Origin of the sequence: Colwellia chukchiensis, from assembly GCF_002104455.1 — a bacterium.
Classification (GTDB): domain Bacteria; phylum Pseudomonadota; class Gammaproteobacteria; order Enterobacterales; family Alteromonadaceae; genus Cognaticolwellia; species Cognaticolwellia chukchiensis.
This window is the reverse complement of record NZ_NBOC01000012.1, coordinates 66,020-84,124: the sequence shown is the minus strand read 5'-3', so window position 1 is coordinate 84,124 and position 18,105 is coordinate 66,020. Positions and strand designations below refer to the sequence as shown.

Below are 18,105 nucleotides of genomic sequence, written 5' to 3'. Positions count from 1 at the left end.
CACTAAGCTACAGATGTGAGCAAAGACACAAAAACCACTAGCTTAAGCGTGTTGGCACTACCGTCAGTAAGGCGCGCTGACCAATAGCCACATTGGCATTAGGGAATATAATGGCTTCGCCATCTTGCTGAGTTTTTACTTCAATATCGCCATCTATTGCCAAGACATGGCCTTTGGGAAAGTCAGTAAAGTTTTCAACATCATCAGCAAAAGTAAGTGAAAACTCTTCATGATGGCGATCAATCACTTGTGATATTTCATACAAATTAAAGTCTTGTTCTTGATACGGGACTAAGCCTAGATCTTGGCCAGAAACTAACCGCGTTAGGGTTTCTCTAACCTGTACAAACTGGCTCATATCATTTTCACCAAAGGCACGTACTTTGCCTAGTTCAACGGTAAAAGCATCGGCACCAAACTCATTGGAGGAAAAATAGCTAAAGGTAGTGGTCGGAGAATGAGACAATAAAATAGTATTAACACCACAAGCGTTTAAAAACTGCAGTTGGCTTTTTTTACGCGGCGCGCCATGTAAAAACGGATAAACCGCAAATTTATCACATTTCGAGCCACGAATTGCGGTATGCAAATCATAATGACAACGCTGACGCTCTTGGCCATTGGCACTGGACAGCTTAGCTCCGGCTAAGTAGAAATCGCGCACGGTATTTTCTAACAATAATGCGCGGTGACGCTCTTTATTGATTAAGCCCGCCCCCTGACCTTGGTCTTGCGAATGACCACCAGAAAACAATCGATTCATGTTTTCTTCAACAAAACGCTGCGCAATATTCATCGCTGCTGGGTTACCAAAGATAAATAACACCCGCTCCGCTAACATTAATTCACCGCGAATAAGCTGGGCAATAATGTCATTGCAAATTTCAATGGGCGCGGTTTCATTACCATGCACTGCACTCGATAAAATAATATCTTTACTGGTGGCACGGTTGATTGGCTCAAAGGTAATTAATCCGGTATCTAGTACCCTAACCTTGCTACTGGTGTTGCTCTCTTGGTGGCTAACTTCAAAGCTAAAACCGCCACTAGGCAGCGACCATTCATGTGCTCGGGTCATGGCTAAAAAGTCCGCACTTTGTTGTAAAGTCGTGGCTAAAGATGTGCTTGAGTTGGCTATGTCATTCACGCAGTTTCACCTATTATATTATCGGTCATGACAATTAATTATTATCATCGACACTTGTTACACGCGGCGGCGCGCATAGCGTGCGCACGGCCTTGCTTAATTTATTGCGCGCTATTATACAAGATTTCAACGCCAACGTCCTTGCCTATGCCGTGATTCTTTTTTGTTAAATTGACGTTCCCCCCCTAGTCGATAGCGCTATAATATCGTAACCGCGCAGTTCACCTTTTAAGCGCTGCTGACTAAGCTCTGTTTGAATAGACTATTTTTTGCTTTTTGCTAATGTCGCGAACTAATTACCGATAAAAGTCGATATTAATATCCGCAGTATTAACAGCATGGCTACCGCTATACTGCTGTAGCAAAAGGTGCGTTGAAAATAGTGTTTTTTATTTTTGTTACTAAATAATGCAACAATCGCGGCTAAAATTGCCCCTACGGTGACGGCAATAATCACGGTAAAAGTAAACATAAAAAGGTATTCCACGGTTACTCCTTATTTAAGTCGGTCGCTAATAGGGTTCACTTACATGACTTATCACTTGTTTGGCGATACCATAAGAAAAACCTTTGCTAATAAGGTGTCGTAAGGCTTTTTGCTGCAACTTAATATCACTGATGGGCTCTGCGCCAAATTTTTTTACTTTTAGCGTTAATGCCTTATCAAAATAATCTTGTTCTGTAGTAGGCAAAGCGCCAACGCACGCTGCGATGGTTTGCCGACAAAAACCTTTACTGTATAGTTTTTCTTTGATTTTATTAACACCAATATTTTTTTCCGCCAAGCTTTCGGTTAAGCGCTTTGCGTAACGCAAATCGTTTACTATGCCGCGTTCAATTAGATAAGCAAGTGCTGACTCGTTATATTGCCGATCTGCTTTAAACAAAAAGTCTGCTTTTTGCTGCAACTTTTTTGCCGAGTAATCACCATAACGTTCAATTAGCCACAGCATATAAGACTTAACCCGCTGATAAGAAATATCTTCAGCTTTCGGGGCTGATTTTTTTTGATACATAACTAGTGTCGTTCCTATTGTGCTAGCGCTTGGCGTTATTTACTCAGTATAAGTGGCTTGTAATTGTTGGCGAAACATATCAATTAACAGTGTGATCTCTTGTGCTCTAACGTAGTTGGGTCTGATGATGATAGCAATCGTTCGGTGTGGGCCAGGTTCATTCAAGTGAATGGCTCTGAGCTCAGATTCATTATGCAACAGTTGATCTAAAGCCATATGCGGCACAAACGTGGTGCCCATTCTACCGGCAACCATTTGGATCAGGGTATGTAAACTTGTCGAGTCAAAGTCTGATACCGACTGCTGTTGCTGCAACTTACAGGCACCTAAGGCATGATCTTTTAAACAATGACCGTCTTTTAATAGCATTAAGTCGGTAATGGCGACGTCTTCACTACTGATGTTATCGCTAATATTTGGACATACATCTTTATGACAAACCAAATAAAAGTCTTCTTGCCAAAAATCAAAGTGCATTAAGCCATCTAGAGGATAGGGTAAGGCTAAAATGGCAGCGTCAATTTCTCCACTTCTGACTTGCTCAACTAGCGCTTGCGATTGCGCTTCAACAATTTTTAGTTTGAAGTTAGGGTATTGCTCTCTCACCGCCGGCAGTACTTTCGGCAGTAAATAAGGTCCTATGGTGGGTATAACCCCTAAGGTCATGGCGCTGCTAAACACTTGTTTATGCAGCTGTGCCACTTGCTGCAATTCATCAACGGCTAGCTTGACGTTTTTCGCTTTTGCTAAGATCAAAGCGCCCTGCTCGGTCACTAACACTTGCTTATTGTTACGCTCAAATATTGTGCAATCGAGTTGCTGCTCAAGTTCACTAATGGCGGTACTTAATGCTGACTGTGAAATATGACAAGCTTGAGCCGCCTTTTTAAAGTGTAAGGTTTTCTGCACTGCCAAGGCATAATGTAATTGTTTTAAAGAGATCATCGCGCATTTTCCCGTATTTCTGTCGTGACTTTTTCGCCAATAACCTGAAAAGCCGTGATTCACAGCTAGCAACAAACGCCAATATTGTTAGCACCGTTTGACAAATTGCATCTCGCCGCATCATGGTTCAGTTTATTAGAACATAATCTTCAAGTTAATCAAATTTATTAATACAACGCTTACCCCTATTATACCTACATCGAAAGCAAACACGCTTTTAAAACCAAGCAAAGCAGAATAAATCAATGATTGCCCTGCTTTATATAAATAACAAAATAAGGAAAACATCATGGCTCAAATAGGCAAATTAATCCCTGAATTTAACGCGCAAGCATTCCACAATGGTGAGTTTATCGACGTTAGCAGTGACAGCGTAAAAAATAAATGGTCAATCTTTTTATTTTACCCTGCAGACTTTACCTTTGTTTGCCCAACCGAATTAGAAGATATGGCGAATCACTATCAAGAGCTACAACAGCTAGGTGTTGAAGTTTATGCAGTATCAACCGATACCCACTTTTCACACAAAGCATGGCACGACTCTTCTGAGGCAATTGGCAAAATACAGTTTCCTATGATTGGCGACCAAACGGGTAAAATTACCCGCGGTTTTGACGTCATGATAGAAGAAGATCACATGGCGCACCGTGCAACTTTCTTAGTAGATCCTGATGGCGTGATTCAAGTTGCCCAGATCCACGCTGGTGGTATAGGTCGCAGTGCCAAAGACATGGTGCGTAACGTAAAAGCGGCGCAATATGTCCGCGAAAACGACGGCGAAGTATGTCCAGCGGCATGGGAACAAGGTGAAGCGACATTAACCCCAAGTTTAGACCTAGTCGGCAAAATCTAAACGCCAGCTTGCGCTAAAAGCAAGCACAAGCGTATAGCGTTAGACGGGGCTTGCCCCGTCTTTAAGGCCGCTTTGAACACTGACGCAAGTGACACATATTCAAACTCCTCCATATTGCATTAAGGTGACTCCATGTTAAGCCAAGATATTTTAAAAACATTAGCAACCTACACTCAACAAATGACCACGCAAGTTACGCTAGTTTTACAAACCGGCGAACATGACAAGCGCGCTGAGTTAGTCGGTTTTTTACAACAATTGTCGTCAGTATCCGATAATTTACGCCTCATAGAGCGTAACGAAAATTTAGCCAGCCCAATCAGCTTTTACTTAGAAGTGGCTGGGAAAAATACTGGTGTTCACTTCTCTGGTATACCCAGTGGCCATGAATTTAACTCGTTAATTCTGGCGATATTAAACGCTGCAGGTACTGAACTAAAGCTTGATAAAAGCTTACAAACTATGGTGCAAAAAATTAACCAACCATTACATTTCGAAGTGTTTGTGTCGTTAAGTTGTCACAACTGTCCTGATGTTGTGCAAGCACTGAATCAATTTGCCTTACTAAACGAGCATATTTCTAGCGAAATGATCGATGGCGCGCTATTTCCTGAGCTCATCGAACAACGCAATATCCAAGGTGTGCCCAGTGTTTATGTTAACGGTGAGCGCTTTGCCAATGGTAAAATCGATACCGCACAACTGGTTGACAAGTTAATTGCACGCTATCCTGAAATTGCCAAAGCCGACGAAACTGAGCAACTACCACAACAAGACGTGACTGTGATTGGTGGTGGTCCAGCGGGCGTTGCTGCTGCCATTTATGCGGCGCGTAAAGGTTTAAAAGTCACCATGATTGCCGATCGCATTGGTGGTCAAGTAAAAGATACCGTTGGCATTGAAAACTTAATTTCAGTGAGCAAAACCACAGGCACAGCGTTAACCAGTAATTTACTCGGCCATTTAAACGACTACCCGATCAACAAACGAGAATTTGTCCGAGTTGAAAACATAGCAACCAGTGCTGACAATAGTGTAGCAGCCAAACAATTGCAGTTATCAAACGGCGAACTTATCAAGTCAAAAACCGTGATTGTTGCCACCGGCGCAAAATGGCGAGAGCTTGGCATCCCCGGTGAAAAAGAAAACGTGGGCGCAGGTGTCGCTTATTGTCCGCATTGTGATGGACCTTTCTTTAAAGGCAAAGACGTTGCCGTAGTTGGCGGTGGCAACTCAGGTATTGAAGCTGCACTTGATTTAGCTGGCATGGTTAACCATGTCACGGTATTTGAATTTTTACCTGAGCTAAAAGCCGATCAGGTATTGATCGACAAAGCCCAAGCACACGAAAAAATAACCATTATTAAAAATGCCGCCACTAAAGAAATTATCGCCGACAATGGCAAAGTGGTAGCGCTTAGATACGAAGATAGAGTAACAGGTGAAGTTAAACGCCAGTCGTTATCAGGGGTGTTTGTGCAAATAGGCTTAGTACCTAACAGTCAATTTTTACCTGAGCAAGTGGCTGTTACGCAGCACGGCGAAGTAATTATTGATGAAAAATGTCGAACCTCAGCCACCGGCATATTTGCCGCTGGCGATGTTACAACCGTACCTTACAAGCAAATTGTCATCGCCATGGGGGAAGGTGCTAAAGCTTCGCTCGCCGCCTTTGATCATTTATTGGCAACAAGTTAGTGATAAGTTAGCAAGCTGAACTAACTAGGCTACGCTTAATAGTTCAGCTTTCATTTATTGAAAATTGCAGCACAACTTAAAAAACTGACATAGAAGGACTTTCATATGCCTAAAAAATTAACCACGGCGGCAGGCTGCCCGGTAGCGCACAATCAAAACGTGGCCACTGCAGGTAAACGCGGCCCGCAGTTGTTACAAGATGTTTGGTTTTTAGAAAAGCTGGCACATTTTGACCGCGAAGTTATTCCTGAGCGCCGCATGCATGCAAAAGGCTCGGCTGCCTACGGCACCTTTACTGTTACTCATGATATTAGCCAGTACACCAAGGCAAAACTATTTGCTGAAATCGGCAAAAAAACTGAAATTTTCGTGCGCTTTTCCACCGTTGCAGGTGAACGCGGCGCTGCCGATGCCGAGCGCGATATTCGTGGCTTTGCCGTTAAATTTTATACCGAGCAAGGTAATTGGGATTTAGTGGGTAATAACACCCCAGTTTTCTTTTTGCGTGATCCGTTGAAATTTCCTGACTTAAATCACGCGGTAAAACGCGACCCACGCACCAATCTACGCAGTGGCAAAAACAATTGGGACTTTTGGACCTCATTGCCCGAAGCCTTACACCAAATTACGATTGTGATGAGCGATCGTGGTATTCCGGCCAGTTATCGTCATATGCATGGTTTTGGTAGCCATACCTTTAGTTTTATCAATCATGATAATCAACGTTTCTGGGTCAAATTTCATTTTATCTGCCAACAGGGCATAAAAAACTTAAGTAATAGTGAAGCTGAAGCCTTAATTGGTCGCGATCGCGAAAGCCACCAACAGGATTTATTAACCAGCATAGATAATGGTGACTTTCCAAAATGGACCTTAAAAGTGCAAGTGATGCCTGAGGCCGATGCCGCAACGCTAGCCTACAACCCATTTGATTTAACTAAAGTGTGGCCACATAAAGACTACCCGTTAATTGAAGTCGGCGAATTTGAACTAAACCGCAACCCAGAAAACTATTTTGCTGAAGTAGAGCAAGCAGCATTTAACCCAGCGAACGTGGTACCAGGTATCGGATTTTCACCTGATAAAATGCTACAGGGACGGTTATTTTCTTATGGTGATGCCCAACGTTACCGCTTAGGGGTTAACCACCAGCATATTCCCGTGAATGCGCCACGCTGCCCTGCCCATAGTTACCATAGAGATGGCGCGATGCGTGTGGACGGTAATTTTGGTAGTACGCTCGGTTATGAGCCTAATGACCAAGCCCAGTGGGCCGAGCAAGCCGAGTTTGCAGAGCCGCCATTAGCATTAGACGGTGATGCCGATCATTGGGATCATCGAGAAGATGAAGATTATTACTCTCAGCCTGGGGCACTGTTTCGCTTAATGAGTGCTGAAAAACAAACGCTATTATTTGAAAATACCGCCAATGATTTAGCGGGTGTGCCAAAAGCCATTCAGCTGCGTCATTTAACACATTGTCATCAAGCCGACCCGGCTTATGCGCAAGGTATCGCAAAACTGCTCAACATATCGACCAGTGAATATACCTAATTCATTTGCCTTGACAGGCCTATGAATAGCTTAAGCTGATTAACTTAAAAGGTATCGCGGAATTAGCAAAATGAAAAAACCAGATGATCTCTCATCTGGTTTTTTATTTAAGTGGTACTGCTGGTTAAAAATGCTTTACATTACAAACCTGCCGCGCTAAATGCGCCGCTGACCAGTTGCTCTGCTTCGCTAATAATTAATTTTAGGTGCGCATCATCAATAAAGCTTTCCGCATATATTTTATAAATATCTTCTGTGCCTGAGGGCCGCGCGGCAAACCAGCCGTTTTTCGTACACACTTTAATACCGCCAATGGCGGCATTATTACCAGGGGCATGGGATAATACTTGAATGATTTTTTCCCCTGCCAAAGTCTCAGTGCTAATAGCGTCTGGGGTTAACGCGCTTAATACTTGCTTTTGCTTGAGATTAGCAACAGCTTCTACGCGGCCGTAACTTGGCTGACCAAGTTGTTGCGCTAAATCGAGATATAGCTGGTAAGGGTCTTTACCCGTTACCGCCAGCATTTCTGCCGCTAACAAGGTCATGATAAAACCGTCTTTATCTGTGGTCCAACAACTGCCATCACGAGCGATAAATGAGGCGCCGGCACTTTCTTCACCACCAAAGGCGTAACTGCCATCTTGTAAACCGTCGACAAACCACTTAAAGCCGACCGGCACTTCCGACAACGGGCGATCGAGCAAATGGGCAACGCGGTCAATCAATGAGCTTGAAACTAAAGTTTTGCCAATTTTACTGCTTGCGGGCCAGTTTCTGTGGGTCATTAAATAGTGGATAGCCACGGCTAAATAATGGTTAGGGTTCATCAAGCCGCCAGATTTAGTAACAATACCATGGCGATCAAAGTCAGGATCATTGCCAACGGCGACATCAAAGGTATCTTTTAACGCGATTAATCCCGCCATGGCGTAAGGTGATGAGCAATCCATGCGAATTTTACCGTCTTTATCTAACGGCATAAAAGCAAAACTGGCATCAACCACAGGGTTAACCACATCTAGCTTTAAGCCATATTTTTTCGCAATGACTGGCCAATAAGCTATGCCTGAGCCACCAAGTGGGTCAACCCCGATATGGACACCCGCTTTGGCAATTGCTTGCATATCTATAACTTGGCTTAACTGCTCAACATAAAAGCTGATAAAGTCTTGACGCGTTAACAAGGGTGACGTAAGGGCTTGGTGATAATCAAGGCGCTGCACCTCAGTTAGGTGATTGGCGATTATTTGATTAGCTCTTTGTTCAATGAGGCCAGTGATCTCGCCCTCGGCAGGCCCACCATGGGGAGGGTTATATTTAATACCGCCGTCACTGGGTGGATTATGCGACGGTGTAATGATCAAACCATCGGCTTGCTCAGCATGGCTTTTATTATGCACTATGATCAAGCGTGAAATTACCGGTGTGGGCGTAAAGCCATCATCGCTTTGCACAACAACCGGTACTTTATTTGCAATTAACACCGAAATTGCCGTTGCAAATGCGGGCTCAGAAAGCGCATGGGTGTCTTTACCTAAAAATAAGGGACCTTTTAAGCCTTGTGCTTGTCGATACTCAGCGACCGCCTGACAAATGGCTTCAATATGCTGCTGATTAAAGCTAACTTTACTGGCATTGCCACGATGACCTGAGGTACCAAAACTGACTTGCTGCTCAGCAATTGTTATATCTGGCGTTTGTAAGTAATAGTCACAGACCAATCGCGCAACATTAATTCTATCTTCTGGTCGTGCTGGCTTGCCAGCATGGTGATGAATTGTCATTAAAATTCCTTATTTATTCTAAGGCTTGTGCCTTAACCCCTGCCAAAACCCTTTGCAAAAAAACTGCTAGAGTAGGTCTCTAATTTTTTCGATATCTTGTTCGTTATAACCTAAGGTGCGACCGACTTCGGTCAGCATCATCTTTTTGCGTGTGGTGTTAGAGTTTGTGATCACCCAATATGGGCTGTCAGGAATTTGTCTAGGTTTAGTGCTACTACCACTGGCCGCTAATGCTTCTTCGCTGGCGGCAAAATATAAACGGTCACGACCACGTATCTCACAAACAGCAGCAAATTGTTGGTTATGGACACGGTACAGTGCCGCTAAAATAAGTAAAAACCGACCAACGGCACCACGCTGCATCGCTAGTTCTTCGCGATTAATATAGTTAAATACCGAACCAGTGCTAGCAAAAGTTGCTGTTTCGATGGCCCGCTCTGGCTGTTGCGTTGTTTCTTGACTGGCAAATGCTTCTTGGCTCACAACCGTTTCAGCCTCTGCAGCAACTTCAGTGCGGTTGTCATTGGGTAAGTTAATTAGCCGACGTAGTATCGACGAAGCACTTTCGCCAATATACTGTGTATTGGAAGCAATATACTGATAAAGCTCTTCATCTATTTCGATGTTTTTCATTGATGACCCTAAGGAAATTATTATAGATCGCGGCAAGATTATACTTACGTTAATTGCAAGTCTCTATAGTGGATTGACAAATGCCTGAAAAATTTTTTAATTGTTAAGTACTCACATCGCACAATGCCCATTAGCGTAAACCCTTAATGCGCCAAAATTAATGCTATAGAGCATTGCATGCCAAACTTAAAACCCGCACAATTTACACCTAATCTTGGCAATTAATATCTGCGCAGCGCAAATGAGCAAAATATGACAAAGCTACTTAACTACCAACAACTCGGACAAGGTAAAGATATTATCTTAATCCACGGCTTATTTGGCCGCTTAGAAAACCTTAATATGGTGGCCAAAGCATTGGCCGAACAGTATCGTGTCACCAGTGTTGACGTTCGCAACCATGGTGACTCGTTTCATGATAGCGTGATGGATTATACCACCATGGCGCAAGATATCGTTGAGCTTATGCAACATCTAGCAATAGAGAGTGCCGTGGTACTGGGTCATTCTATGGGCGGTAAAATCGCCATGGAGTTAGCGCTAAACTGCCCAGAAAAAGTACAAAAGCTAATTGTTGCTGATATTGCTCCCGTGCAATACCCTGCGCATCACAACAAAATTATTGCCGGCTTACAAGCGCTTAATTTTAGTACTATGAAACGTCGCCAAGATGCCGACAAACAACTGGCACACTATGTTGATAGTCTCAGTGTTCGACAGTTTTTATTAGGTAACTTAACGAATGAAAACGGCAACTTCAGTTTTAAATGCAATATAGACTATATTGAAAAAAACTACGCCAATATCATGCAAGCTTATCAAGGCGACAACCAATACCTAGGCACAACCTTATTTATTAAAGGTGCAAACTCTGACTATATTTTACCCGAACACAGAAGCAACATTGTGCGCTTATTTCCCAATAGTCGTGCCCGTATTATTCAAGGAGCGGGACACTGGCTGCACGCGGAAAAAACTCAAGCGTTTAATCGCAGCATTATTAACTTTTTGACAGCGCGGTAACTAAGCTTGATCTGGCTCTAAGCATGTCGAGGCAAAATTTGTATAATCTTAGCAATTCTGCATAAGAAAATTAATGTGTTTAAAAGCAGTGATATGCTATAGTGCGCCGTGAAAATTTTAGGGTGAATTATGTTAGCAGAACACTTTGAATTAATTGAAGCCATAGGGCTGAATTTATTTTTTGCTTTTATCTTTGTTTTCATTGGTTTGTCAATCAATGATGTGATGAAAAAAAACGATGTCCCCAAAATGGGTCGTTTTGTTGTTTATTTTGTACTGTTTTTAGGGTGTGCTGGCTTTATTGCAAAAGGCATTATTCAGTATGTTTGGGAAAGCCAAGGTGTTGGTTAAGTAAGAAAATGGCAAAAGAAGTAGCAGATTTAACAACCATTGATTTATTTAGCGACGAAAAGCGACCTGGGCGGCCGAAAACCAACCCGCACTCGCGCAGCGTACAGGTAAAAATAAATAAACGTAATCAAGTCAAACGCGATAAAAGCAATGGTTTAAAGCGTGTCGAGTTTAAAGTACATACCAGCGTCTTTGAGCGACTAGAAGCGTTAGCAAAAGATAAAGGTATGAGTCGCAGTGAATTAATAGAGTTATTATTAACTCAATCACTTGCACCCGACAATATTAAAGTTTAGTTAGATATAAAAGGTTAGATTGATGGCAATTGTAGGTTTATTTTTCGGAAGCGATACAGGAAACACCGAAGCCGTAGGCAAAATGATCCAAAAGAAATTGGGGAAAAAGCTAGTCGATGTTAAAGATATAGCGAAAAGTACCAAGGAAGAAATAGCCGAGTTCGATTTATTGATCTTAGGTATCCCAACTTGGTATTACGGTGAAAACCAGTGTGACTGGGATGACTTTTTACCTGAGTTAGAAGAAATTGACTTTACCGACAAATTAGTGGCTATTTATGGTTTGGGTGATCAAGAAGACTATGCTGAATACTTCTGTGATGCTATGGAACCGTTGCGTGATATTGTTGAATCAAAAGGCGCGATTATCGTTGGCAACTGGCCAACCGAAGGTTACGAATTTGAAGCATCTAAAGGTTTAGTTGATGAAAACACCTTTATCGGCTTATGTATTGATGAAGACCGTCAACCTGAACTGACTGAAGCACGCGTTGATGCTTGGGTTAAACAAATATATGACGAGCTATGTTTAGCAGAATTAGAAGATTAAATCTGCCTAAATAGACTCGTCAAAGCCAAAAGAAGCCAGCCACTCGCTGGCTTTTTTCATTTTAAATTTGTAATACTGCTCCCCCTTGAGTAATACGGCCAGTAAAAGTCTTCACCGCGAAATCACCTTACCCTTATTGCTGGCAACTTGCCTCTGCTATTATTTTAGCTATAGCTATATTAGCAAGTACTTAATTAACCTTTGCTAATATTAAAAAATGCGCTAGTATGGCATACGCTATTTTAATTGCCGCGTAATAAGTAGATATGAATTTAAAACCAGATGAATTGTCTAAAAATGCCCAAGAGGTCGCCGCATTACTTAAACTGCTTTCCAATCACTATCGACTAATGATCTTATGTTGTCTTGCTGATAGCGAACTGACGGTAGGCGAGCTAAATAAGCAGGTCGATTTATCACAGTCGGCACTATCACAGCACTTAACAAAGTTAAGAGCTAGTGATTTAGTGGCGACACGACGTTCTTCACAAACCATTTACTACCGTATCAAGAATGAAAAAGTGAAAGCTTTACTCTATTACTTGCAACAACAGTTTTGTCATAACCCAGCTGGGAAGCCTTAATCATGTCACGACAACAAGGCATCACAGAAAAAGTCGTTGCTTGGGTACTTAACAGCAAATTACCCTTGTTTTTACTTGTGCTATCAATCTTGTCAGGTGTTATTGCACTAAAATATACGCCTCGAGAAGAAGAGCCACAAATTGTTGTGCCTATGATTGACATCATAGTGACAGCACCTGGCGTCAACGCACAACAAGCGGCACGACTTGTCACAACGCCGCTGGAAAAATTACTGGCACAAATTCGCGGTGTTGAGCACGTTTATTCTGTCAGTAACAACGGCCAAGTTGTGGTAACCCTTAGGTTTCATGTCGGTGAAAACAGAGAAAACGCACTTCTTAATACTTATAACAAGCTGCATTCTAATATTGATCAAATACCGGCGATTGTTAGTGATTGGCGGGTCAGTCCGGTTGAGGTTGATGACGTACCGATTCTTATGCTCGGTCTGTGGAGTAAGGTAGCAAACCAAGTTGACGACTTTGCCTTAAGACAACTCGCCGAAGAAGTCAGCACCTACCTACAAACGATTGAAGATACCAGCGAAGTCAAGGTCATTGGTGGTCGCTCACGCGAAATACGTATTCAACTTGATCCTGAGCAAATGGCTGCGCGGCAAGTCGCCATTAGTGATGTTATTAAGGCTATTCAAGCGTCTAATCAACTACAGCATCTCGGGCAAATCACCTTAGCCAATAGCTCAGTTATTTTAGAGAGTGGCGACGTGTTTAGAGATAAAGCCAACTTGGCATTAGCGCCAATCTCTGCGGTTAACGGCAGCACTGTCATTTTAAAAGACATTGCCACCGTTCTCGATGGTGCGGCTGAACAAACATCTTATCAGTGGCTTGATCACAAACACAGACAAACAGCTAAAAAACATAATTACCAGCCCATGGTAACGATAAGTGTCGCCAAACAACAAGGCAGTAATGCCGTTAATGTTGCCAAAGCTGTGCATGACAAAATAGCCGCGTTGCAGCAAAGCATTTTTCCTGACGGCGTTTATGTTGAAGTACTCAGGGATTATGGCGAAACGGCGAATGAAAAAGTTAATAGTTTAACCACTAGCTTGGCATTTGCCGTGTTTACTGTGGTGGTCTTTATTGGTGTTTTTCTTGGCTGGCGCCCGGCGCTTGTTGTCGGCTTAGCGGTGCCGATTTGTTATGGTATAACCCTGTCTTTAGATTTAGCGTTTGGCTACACCATTAATCGCGTTACTCTGTTTGCCTTAATATTATCGTTAGGGTTACTTGTCGATGACCCGATCACCGGAGTTGATAACATTGAACGTTACTTACAAAAAGGCAAAGGTAGCTTAAAAGAAAAAATTGTCAGTGCCATTAGCGAAATTCGCGTACCACTGGCGATGTCAACGCTAACGATCGTATTAGCCTTTATTCCGCTGGCCTTTATTACTGGTATGATGGGGCCTTACATGGCGCCGATGGCATTTAATGTCCCGCTCAGTGTTATCAGTAGTACCTTAGTAGCATTTTTAGTCACTCCTTGGCTAGCGGCAAAAATTATTAAACCTAAGCTTCACACCCAAACCGGCTCACCAAATCAAGGCTTTAGTCAGCTTTATCGTCGAGTTTTAACGCCTTTACTTACCCATAGAGCTAAAGGCAAAGCGGCTCTTTGGGTATTATTCGCTTTGTTTATTGCCGCTGCCATGTTGCCAGTACTGCGTTTAGTGCCGCTAAAGTTGCTGCCCTTTGACAATAAAAATGAAGTACAAATAATTGTTGATATGCCGGAAAGTGCCACCTTAGAGCAAACCGCTGCCATGACCCAAAAAGTATCGACAATTTTACAGCAACTGCCTGAAGTTAAAGCAATAGCTAACTATGTTGGTGCCCCGTCCGCCATCGACTTTAATGGCATGGTACGACAGTACTACTTAAGGCATAAGCCCAATCTGGCCGATATGCGAGTGATTCTGATCGATAAGTCAGCGCGTCAGCATCAATCTCATGGCGTGGTATTACGCATGCGTGAATTGCTTGCGCCATTAAACCGTGATGGTATTAAGTTGAAAGTGATTGAAGTGCCGCCTGGGCCGCCCGTTATGAGTACCCTAGTGGCGGAGCTCTACGGTGATGAGTTTACCCAGTATCAACAGCTTCGCGACGCCGCCACTAGGGTAGCAAACAGGCTAACAATAGAGCCGCATGTGGTAGAGGTCGACACCAGTGTTGGTGCGCAACAATCAAGGCTGCGTTTTATTACCGATAAAAATAAAGCGGCACTATCTGGCATTGCGACGCAAGATATAAACCAAGCCCTTGAAGTCGCCAACCGTGGCAAAATCATCAGCTTTATGCACCATGATAGCAATGCCACACCATTGCCAATCACTTTGCAATTACCGATAGCACAGCGCTCTTCAATCAGTGACTTGCAACGCATCGCCATCAAAGGTCAGTTGGGTGCTGTCCAACAAACAACGCCACAAGGCATTGAGCTTGCGCCACAGGCATTAGTCGCCTTAGGTGAGTTAGGCCACTTTGCTCAGCAAACTAATGATAAAGCTATCTACCACAAAGACTTAAGACCTGTAGTCTATGTCAGTGCTGATATTTCAGGTCGCACGCCGGCTGAAGTAATTGCTGATGTCAGCGCTGATTTTAACGGCAAAATTGAGTCAAGCAATTGGCAAGAGAGAACGTTTTTAAGTAATGGCGGTGGTCAAAGCTGGACTTTACCCGAGCACATTAAAATGCGTTGGAGCGGCGAAGGTGAATGGCGTATCACCATTCGCGTATTTCGCGATATGGGCTTAGCTTTTGCGTTTGCGCTATTGGCTATTTATATTGTGCTGCGTATCCAAACTCAGTCGGCAGCTTTATCCGGCATAATTATGTCCGCCATTCCGTTGACCGTGATTGGCATTATGCCAGGGTTTTTGCTGCTCAATCAGCTAGGTGAGCGCGAAATAGCCGGCGCGCCTGAGCCGATACTTTTCACCGCAACCGCCATGATAGGTATGATAGCCCTAGCCGGCATTGTTGTTCGTAACTCGCTTATCTTAATAGAGTTTATAACCCAAGCTCGAGCTGCGGGCGCGCCTATCAAGGAAGCCTTAATTCAAGCCGGATCGATCCGAATGCGGCCGGTACTTTTAACGGCTGGAACCACTTTACTAGGTAATTTAATTATTACCCTTGATCCTGTATTTAGTGGCTTAGCTATCGCGATTATCTTTGGCATTATTTCTTCAACCCTATTTACCTTGTTGGTGGTGCCTATCGTTTACGCATTAATTTTTGATAAGCCTAACAACACGGCTAAAACCGAGGAAACATTATGATCACTAAGCTTATTAAAAACAGCTTAATGCCAATTAGCGCTATTATTTTTTTACTGACCATGGTGGCTTGGCTTGCCGGCTCTTTTGATGAAAAAGTTGCACCTGGGTTAGACAATAATTTACAGCAAGCTAGTACAAACAATAATAGTTATACCTTGTCCTATAGTGAGCAAGTCATATATGAGCCAATTTCTGGCGCTATTGAAGCTAAACAAGCCACTATAATATCGTCGCGCATCTTAGCAAGTATAGAAAAAATAACGGTGCGTGCGGGTGATACGGTAAAAAAAGGCGAGTTGTTAATTGAATTAGAACGTAGCGAGCTAGACGCGCAAGTTTTGCAGGCCCAAGAGCGCATCAATGCACTCAGCGCACGTTATCGTGAAGCTGAAAACAACTTGCAACGCGCGAAAAAACTATTTGTTGAAAACCTTATTTCCGCCACGGAACTTGATAACAGTAAGGCCAGTTTTGAAAGCCTCAAAGCTGAGCTAACAGCAGCTAAGCAAGCACTTACACAAGCACAAGCAATCGCGGCTTATGCAAGCATTATGGCGCCTATCGATGGCAAAGTGGTTAATCGATTTGCCGAACCTGGCGATACTGCCCAACCTGGGCAAAAGCTACTAGCCATTTACAATCCAATTTCGCTGCGCGTCGAAGCGAACGTGCGTGAACAACTGGCAATGGGCTTACAGCAAGGGCAAGCGCTTAAGGTAGAGATCCCATCGCTTAACCAAACGCAACTGGCACACATTGATGAAATTGTACCGACAGCTAATACCGCTTCGCGCAGCTTCTTAGTTAAAGCCAACCTTGACTACAACGCCGCGTTAATGCCGGGTATGTATGCCAGATTATTGCTCGCGGCTCAAACTGAGCAAGTACTAAAAGTGCCCAATAATTATATTGAGACGCTCGGGCAATTGAACTTTATTTGGTTACTAGAAAATAATCAGGTGCAGCGCAGATTTGTGCGCCTTGGCAAAGCCGGTGCCGACAATAAAACGGTGATCATTTCTGGCTTAAACGTCGGCGATAAGATCATGAAACCAGTTCAACGTTAACTAATGGTAAAATATGTGATGCCGCAGACAACACTTGAACAGCGCCCTCTTAACGACGGCGTTTGCGGCGAATGTACAATGTTCTATTAAGCTTAGCCACCACTTGCCCTTGCGCGTCTTTAACATAAACGGGAATTTCAGGCAGGTATTTTTCGCCGCTTGCAGTTTTTGCGACAATATCGTCGATTAACGCATCTGTAATGTCAAAATCAGCAGTAACCGTCCCCTTTCCCGGCTTAATATAGTCGATGTCAGCCGACTTATCCCAAACAATATAGTCACGACCCAAACGCGATAAAACCATTAACATGCAAAACGGATCTGTCATCGAGAACAAGGAACCACCAAAATGCACACCAACCGCATTCTTATTAAAAGGGCTTAACTTTAAGCGCACTTGTGCTCGCCGAAAATCGGCTGAGATATCGACTACGCGAATACCACTAAATAAGAATGGCGGCCAAATATTTAATAAATACTTCATGTGCCACGCTTTTTTAAACATATATTTTCCTTTACCCATTAACTGATCAACGAACGCACTGGCACAGACAAAGCAACAACGCATGCTCAGTTACACTAAGCTCCAACAAGCACTGTTAATTAAGCGCTCGCTTTCTGTGCGTAATCAGCTAATAACCATAGTATTGCTAAGGGTTAACACTGACAACACATCTGACCAGAATGTTATTATGCTGTATAAAGCAATGAAAAACAATGACATATATAAAGTGCCATAACTAGCTCTTTCAACCTAGCGCATAACCTCCTATAATTTTTCACAAATTGAAAGCTGATGTAGAGATTTAGATTAATGCCCGAACAAAATAAAGAGTTAAAAAGAGCTGGTTTAAAAATCACCTTACCGCGAATCAAGATTTTAGCTATTTTAAAAAACCCTGATAACCAACATATCAGTGCTGAGGACGTATATAAAATCTTGCTTGAGCAACAAGAGGAAATTGGCTTAGCGACTGTCTACCGGGTATTAAACCAATTTGATGATGCTGGTATAGTTACCCGTCATCATTTTGAAGGCGGCAAGTCAGTATTTGAATTAAGTCAAAAGCCACACCATGATCATTTAGTGTGCCTTAAGTGTGGTAAAGTTGTAGAGTTTGAAGATGAGGTGATTGAAGAAAGACAAGAAGCTATCGCCAAATTACACAACGTTAAATTGACTAATCACAGCCTATATCTATACGGTGAATGTGAAGACGAAGTGGCTTGTGAGCAATACCGTAAATCACAGCTATAGTCACAGTTAAACGAATAAACCTAAGCCCT

Annotated in this window: 18 protein-coding genes; 11 read left to right on the top strand and 7 right to left on the bottom strand. The window is 43.0% G+C overall.

All coding sequences use genetic code 11. The features are described from left to right. Nucleotides 1-37: 37 nt before the first annotated feature. From astE to B6K83_RS13205, 4 genes are all read right to left on the bottom strand, one after another. On the bottom strand, nucleotides 38-1,147 hold the full coding sequence (gene astE / locus B6K83_RS13220) for a succinylglutamate desuccinylase (protein ID WP_269844018.1): 1,110 nt from the start codon (nucleotides 1,145-1,147) through the stop codon (nucleotides 38-40). A gap of 292 nt (nucleotides 1,148-1,439) precedes the next feature. Continuing rightward, nucleotides 1,440-1,634, bottom strand: coding sequence for a hypothetical protein (locus tag B6K83_RS13215; protein WP_092251442.1), 195 nt, complete (start codon nucleotides 1,632-1,634; stop codon nucleotides 1,440-1,442). A gap of 25 nt (nucleotides 1,635-1,659) precedes the next feature. Next, nucleotides 1,660-2,163, bottom strand: a complete 504-nt coding sequence (locus B6K83_RS13210) for a regulatory protein RecX (RefSeq protein WP_085285402.1) — start codon at nucleotides 2,161-2,163, stop codon at nucleotides 1,660-1,662. Between the two features lie 39 nt (nucleotides 2,164-2,202). Beyond that, nucleotides 2,203-3,108, bottom strand: coding sequence for a hydrogen peroxide-inducible genes activator (locus tag B6K83_RS13205; protein WP_085285401.1), 906 nt, complete (start codon nucleotides 3,106-3,108; stop codon nucleotides 2,203-2,205). A gap of 289 nt (nucleotides 3,109-3,397) precedes the next feature. On the opposite strand from B6K83_RS13205, the gene ahpC reads away from it, so the two are divergent. The 3 genes from ahpC (at nucleotide 3,398) to B6K83_RS13190 (ending at nucleotide 7,213) form a co-directional block, all read left to right on the top strand. Beyond that, nucleotides 3,398-3,961, top strand: a complete 564-nt coding sequence (ahpC, locus tag B6K83_RS13200; RefSeq protein WP_198951691.1) for an alkyl hydroperoxide reductase subunit C — start codon at nucleotides 3,398-3,400, stop codon at nucleotides 3,959-3,961. A 132-nt stretch (nucleotides 3,962-4,093) separates the two neighbouring features. Further along, the gene (gene ahpF / locus B6K83_RS13195; protein WP_085285399.1) at nucleotides 4,094-5,659 is read left to right on the top strand and encodes an alkyl hydroperoxide reductase subunit F; all 1,566 of its coding nucleotides are present in this window, start codon (nucleotides 4,094-4,096) and stop codon (nucleotides 5,657-5,659) included. A 105-nt stretch (nucleotides 5,660-5,764) separates the two neighbouring features. Then, nucleotides 5,765-7,213 carry a catalase gene (locus B6K83_RS13190; RefSeq protein ID WP_085285398.1) on the top strand — a complete coding sequence of 483 codons (1,449 nt, stop codon included), beginning with the start codon at nucleotides 5,765-5,767 and terminating at the stop codon, nucleotides 7,211-7,213. 140 nt (nucleotides 7,214-7,353) lie between these two features. Here B6K83_RS13190 and pgm read toward each other — a convergent pair whose 3' ends face one another. After that, nucleotides 7,354-9,000, bottom strand: coding sequence for a phosphoglucomutase (alpha-D-glucose-1,6-bisphosphate-dependent) (pgm, locus tag B6K83_RS13185; RefSeq protein WP_085285397.1), 1,647 nt, complete (start codon nucleotides 8,998-9,000; stop codon nucleotides 7,354-7,356). 66 nt (nucleotides 9,001-9,066) lie between these two features. Beyond that, the gene (seqA, locus tag B6K83_RS13180; RefSeq protein WP_085285396.1) at nucleotides 9,067-9,633 is read right to left on the bottom strand and encodes a replication initiation negative regulator SeqA; all 567 of its coding nucleotides are present in this window, start codon (nucleotides 9,631-9,633) and stop codon (nucleotides 9,067-9,069) included. A 252-nt stretch (nucleotides 9,634-9,885) separates the two neighbouring features. Here seqA and B6K83_RS13175 point away from each other — a divergent pair, with 252 nt between their 5' ends. The 7 genes from B6K83_RS13175 to B6K83_RS13145 all read left to right on the top strand — a co-directional run bounded on the left by B6K83_RS13175 (nucleotide 9,886) and on the right by B6K83_RS13145 (nucleotide 16,818). Continuing rightward, nucleotides 9,886-10,656 carry an alpha/beta fold hydrolase gene (locus B6K83_RS13175; protein WP_085285395.1) on the top strand — a complete coding sequence of 257 codons (771 nt, stop codon included), beginning with the start codon at nucleotides 9,886-9,888 and terminating at the stop codon, nucleotides 10,654-10,656. A 129-nt stretch (nucleotides 10,657-10,785) separates the two neighbouring features. Then, nucleotides 10,786-11,007, top strand: a complete 222-nt coding sequence (locus B6K83_RS13170; protein WP_085285394.1) for a DUF2788 domain-containing protein — start codon at nucleotides 10,786-10,788, stop codon at nucleotides 11,005-11,007. 8 nt (nucleotides 11,008-11,015) lie between these two features. Continuing rightward, nucleotides 11,016-11,303, top strand: coding sequence for a LexA regulated protein (gene ybfE / locus B6K83_RS13165; protein WP_085285393.1), 288 nt, complete (start codon nucleotides 11,016-11,018; stop codon nucleotides 11,301-11,303). Nucleotides 11,304-11,325: 22 nt separating this feature from the next. After that, nucleotides 11,326-11,853, top strand: coding sequence for a flavodoxin FldA (gene fldA / locus B6K83_RS13160; RefSeq protein ID WP_085285392.1), 528 nt, complete (start codon nucleotides 11,326-11,328; stop codon nucleotides 11,851-11,853). 266 nt (nucleotides 11,854-12,119) lie between these two features. Continuing rightward, entirely contained in the window at nucleotides 12,120-12,437 is a 318-nt protein-coding gene (locus tag B6K83_RS13155) for an ArsR/SmtB family transcription factor (RefSeq protein WP_085285391.1), read from the top strand. A 2-nt stretch (nucleotides 12,438-12,439) separates the two neighbouring features. Continuing rightward, nucleotides 12,440-15,751 (top strand): efflux RND transporter permease subunit, encoded by a 3,312-nt coding sequence (locus tag B6K83_RS13150; protein WP_085285390.1) that lies wholly within the window; start codon nucleotides 12,440-12,442, stop codon nucleotides 15,749-15,751. Next, entirely contained in the window at nucleotides 15,748-16,818 is a 1,071-nt protein-coding gene (locus B6K83_RS13145; protein WP_085285389.1) for an efflux RND transporter periplasmic adaptor subunit, read from the top strand. The genes B6K83_RS13150 and B6K83_RS13145 overlap by 4 nt, the downstream gene beginning before the upstream one ends. Nucleotides 16,819-16,867: 49 nt before the next feature. On the opposite strand, the gene B6K83_RS13140 is transcribed toward B6K83_RS13145, so the two are convergent. Next, nucleotides 16,868-17,323, bottom strand: coding sequence for a DUF4442 domain-containing protein (locus B6K83_RS13140; RefSeq protein ID WP_085285388.1), 456 nt, complete (start codon nucleotides 17,321-17,323; stop codon nucleotides 16,868-16,870). Nucleotides 17,324-17,632: 309 nt separating this feature from the next. On the opposite strand from B6K83_RS13140, the gene fur reads away from it, so the two are divergent. Next, nucleotides 17,633-18,076, top strand: coding sequence for a ferric iron uptake transcriptional regulator (gene fur, locus B6K83_RS13135; RefSeq protein ID WP_085285387.1), 444 nt, complete (start codon nucleotides 17,633-17,635; stop codon nucleotides 18,074-18,076). Nucleotides 18,077-18,105 lie beyond the last annotated feature (29 nt).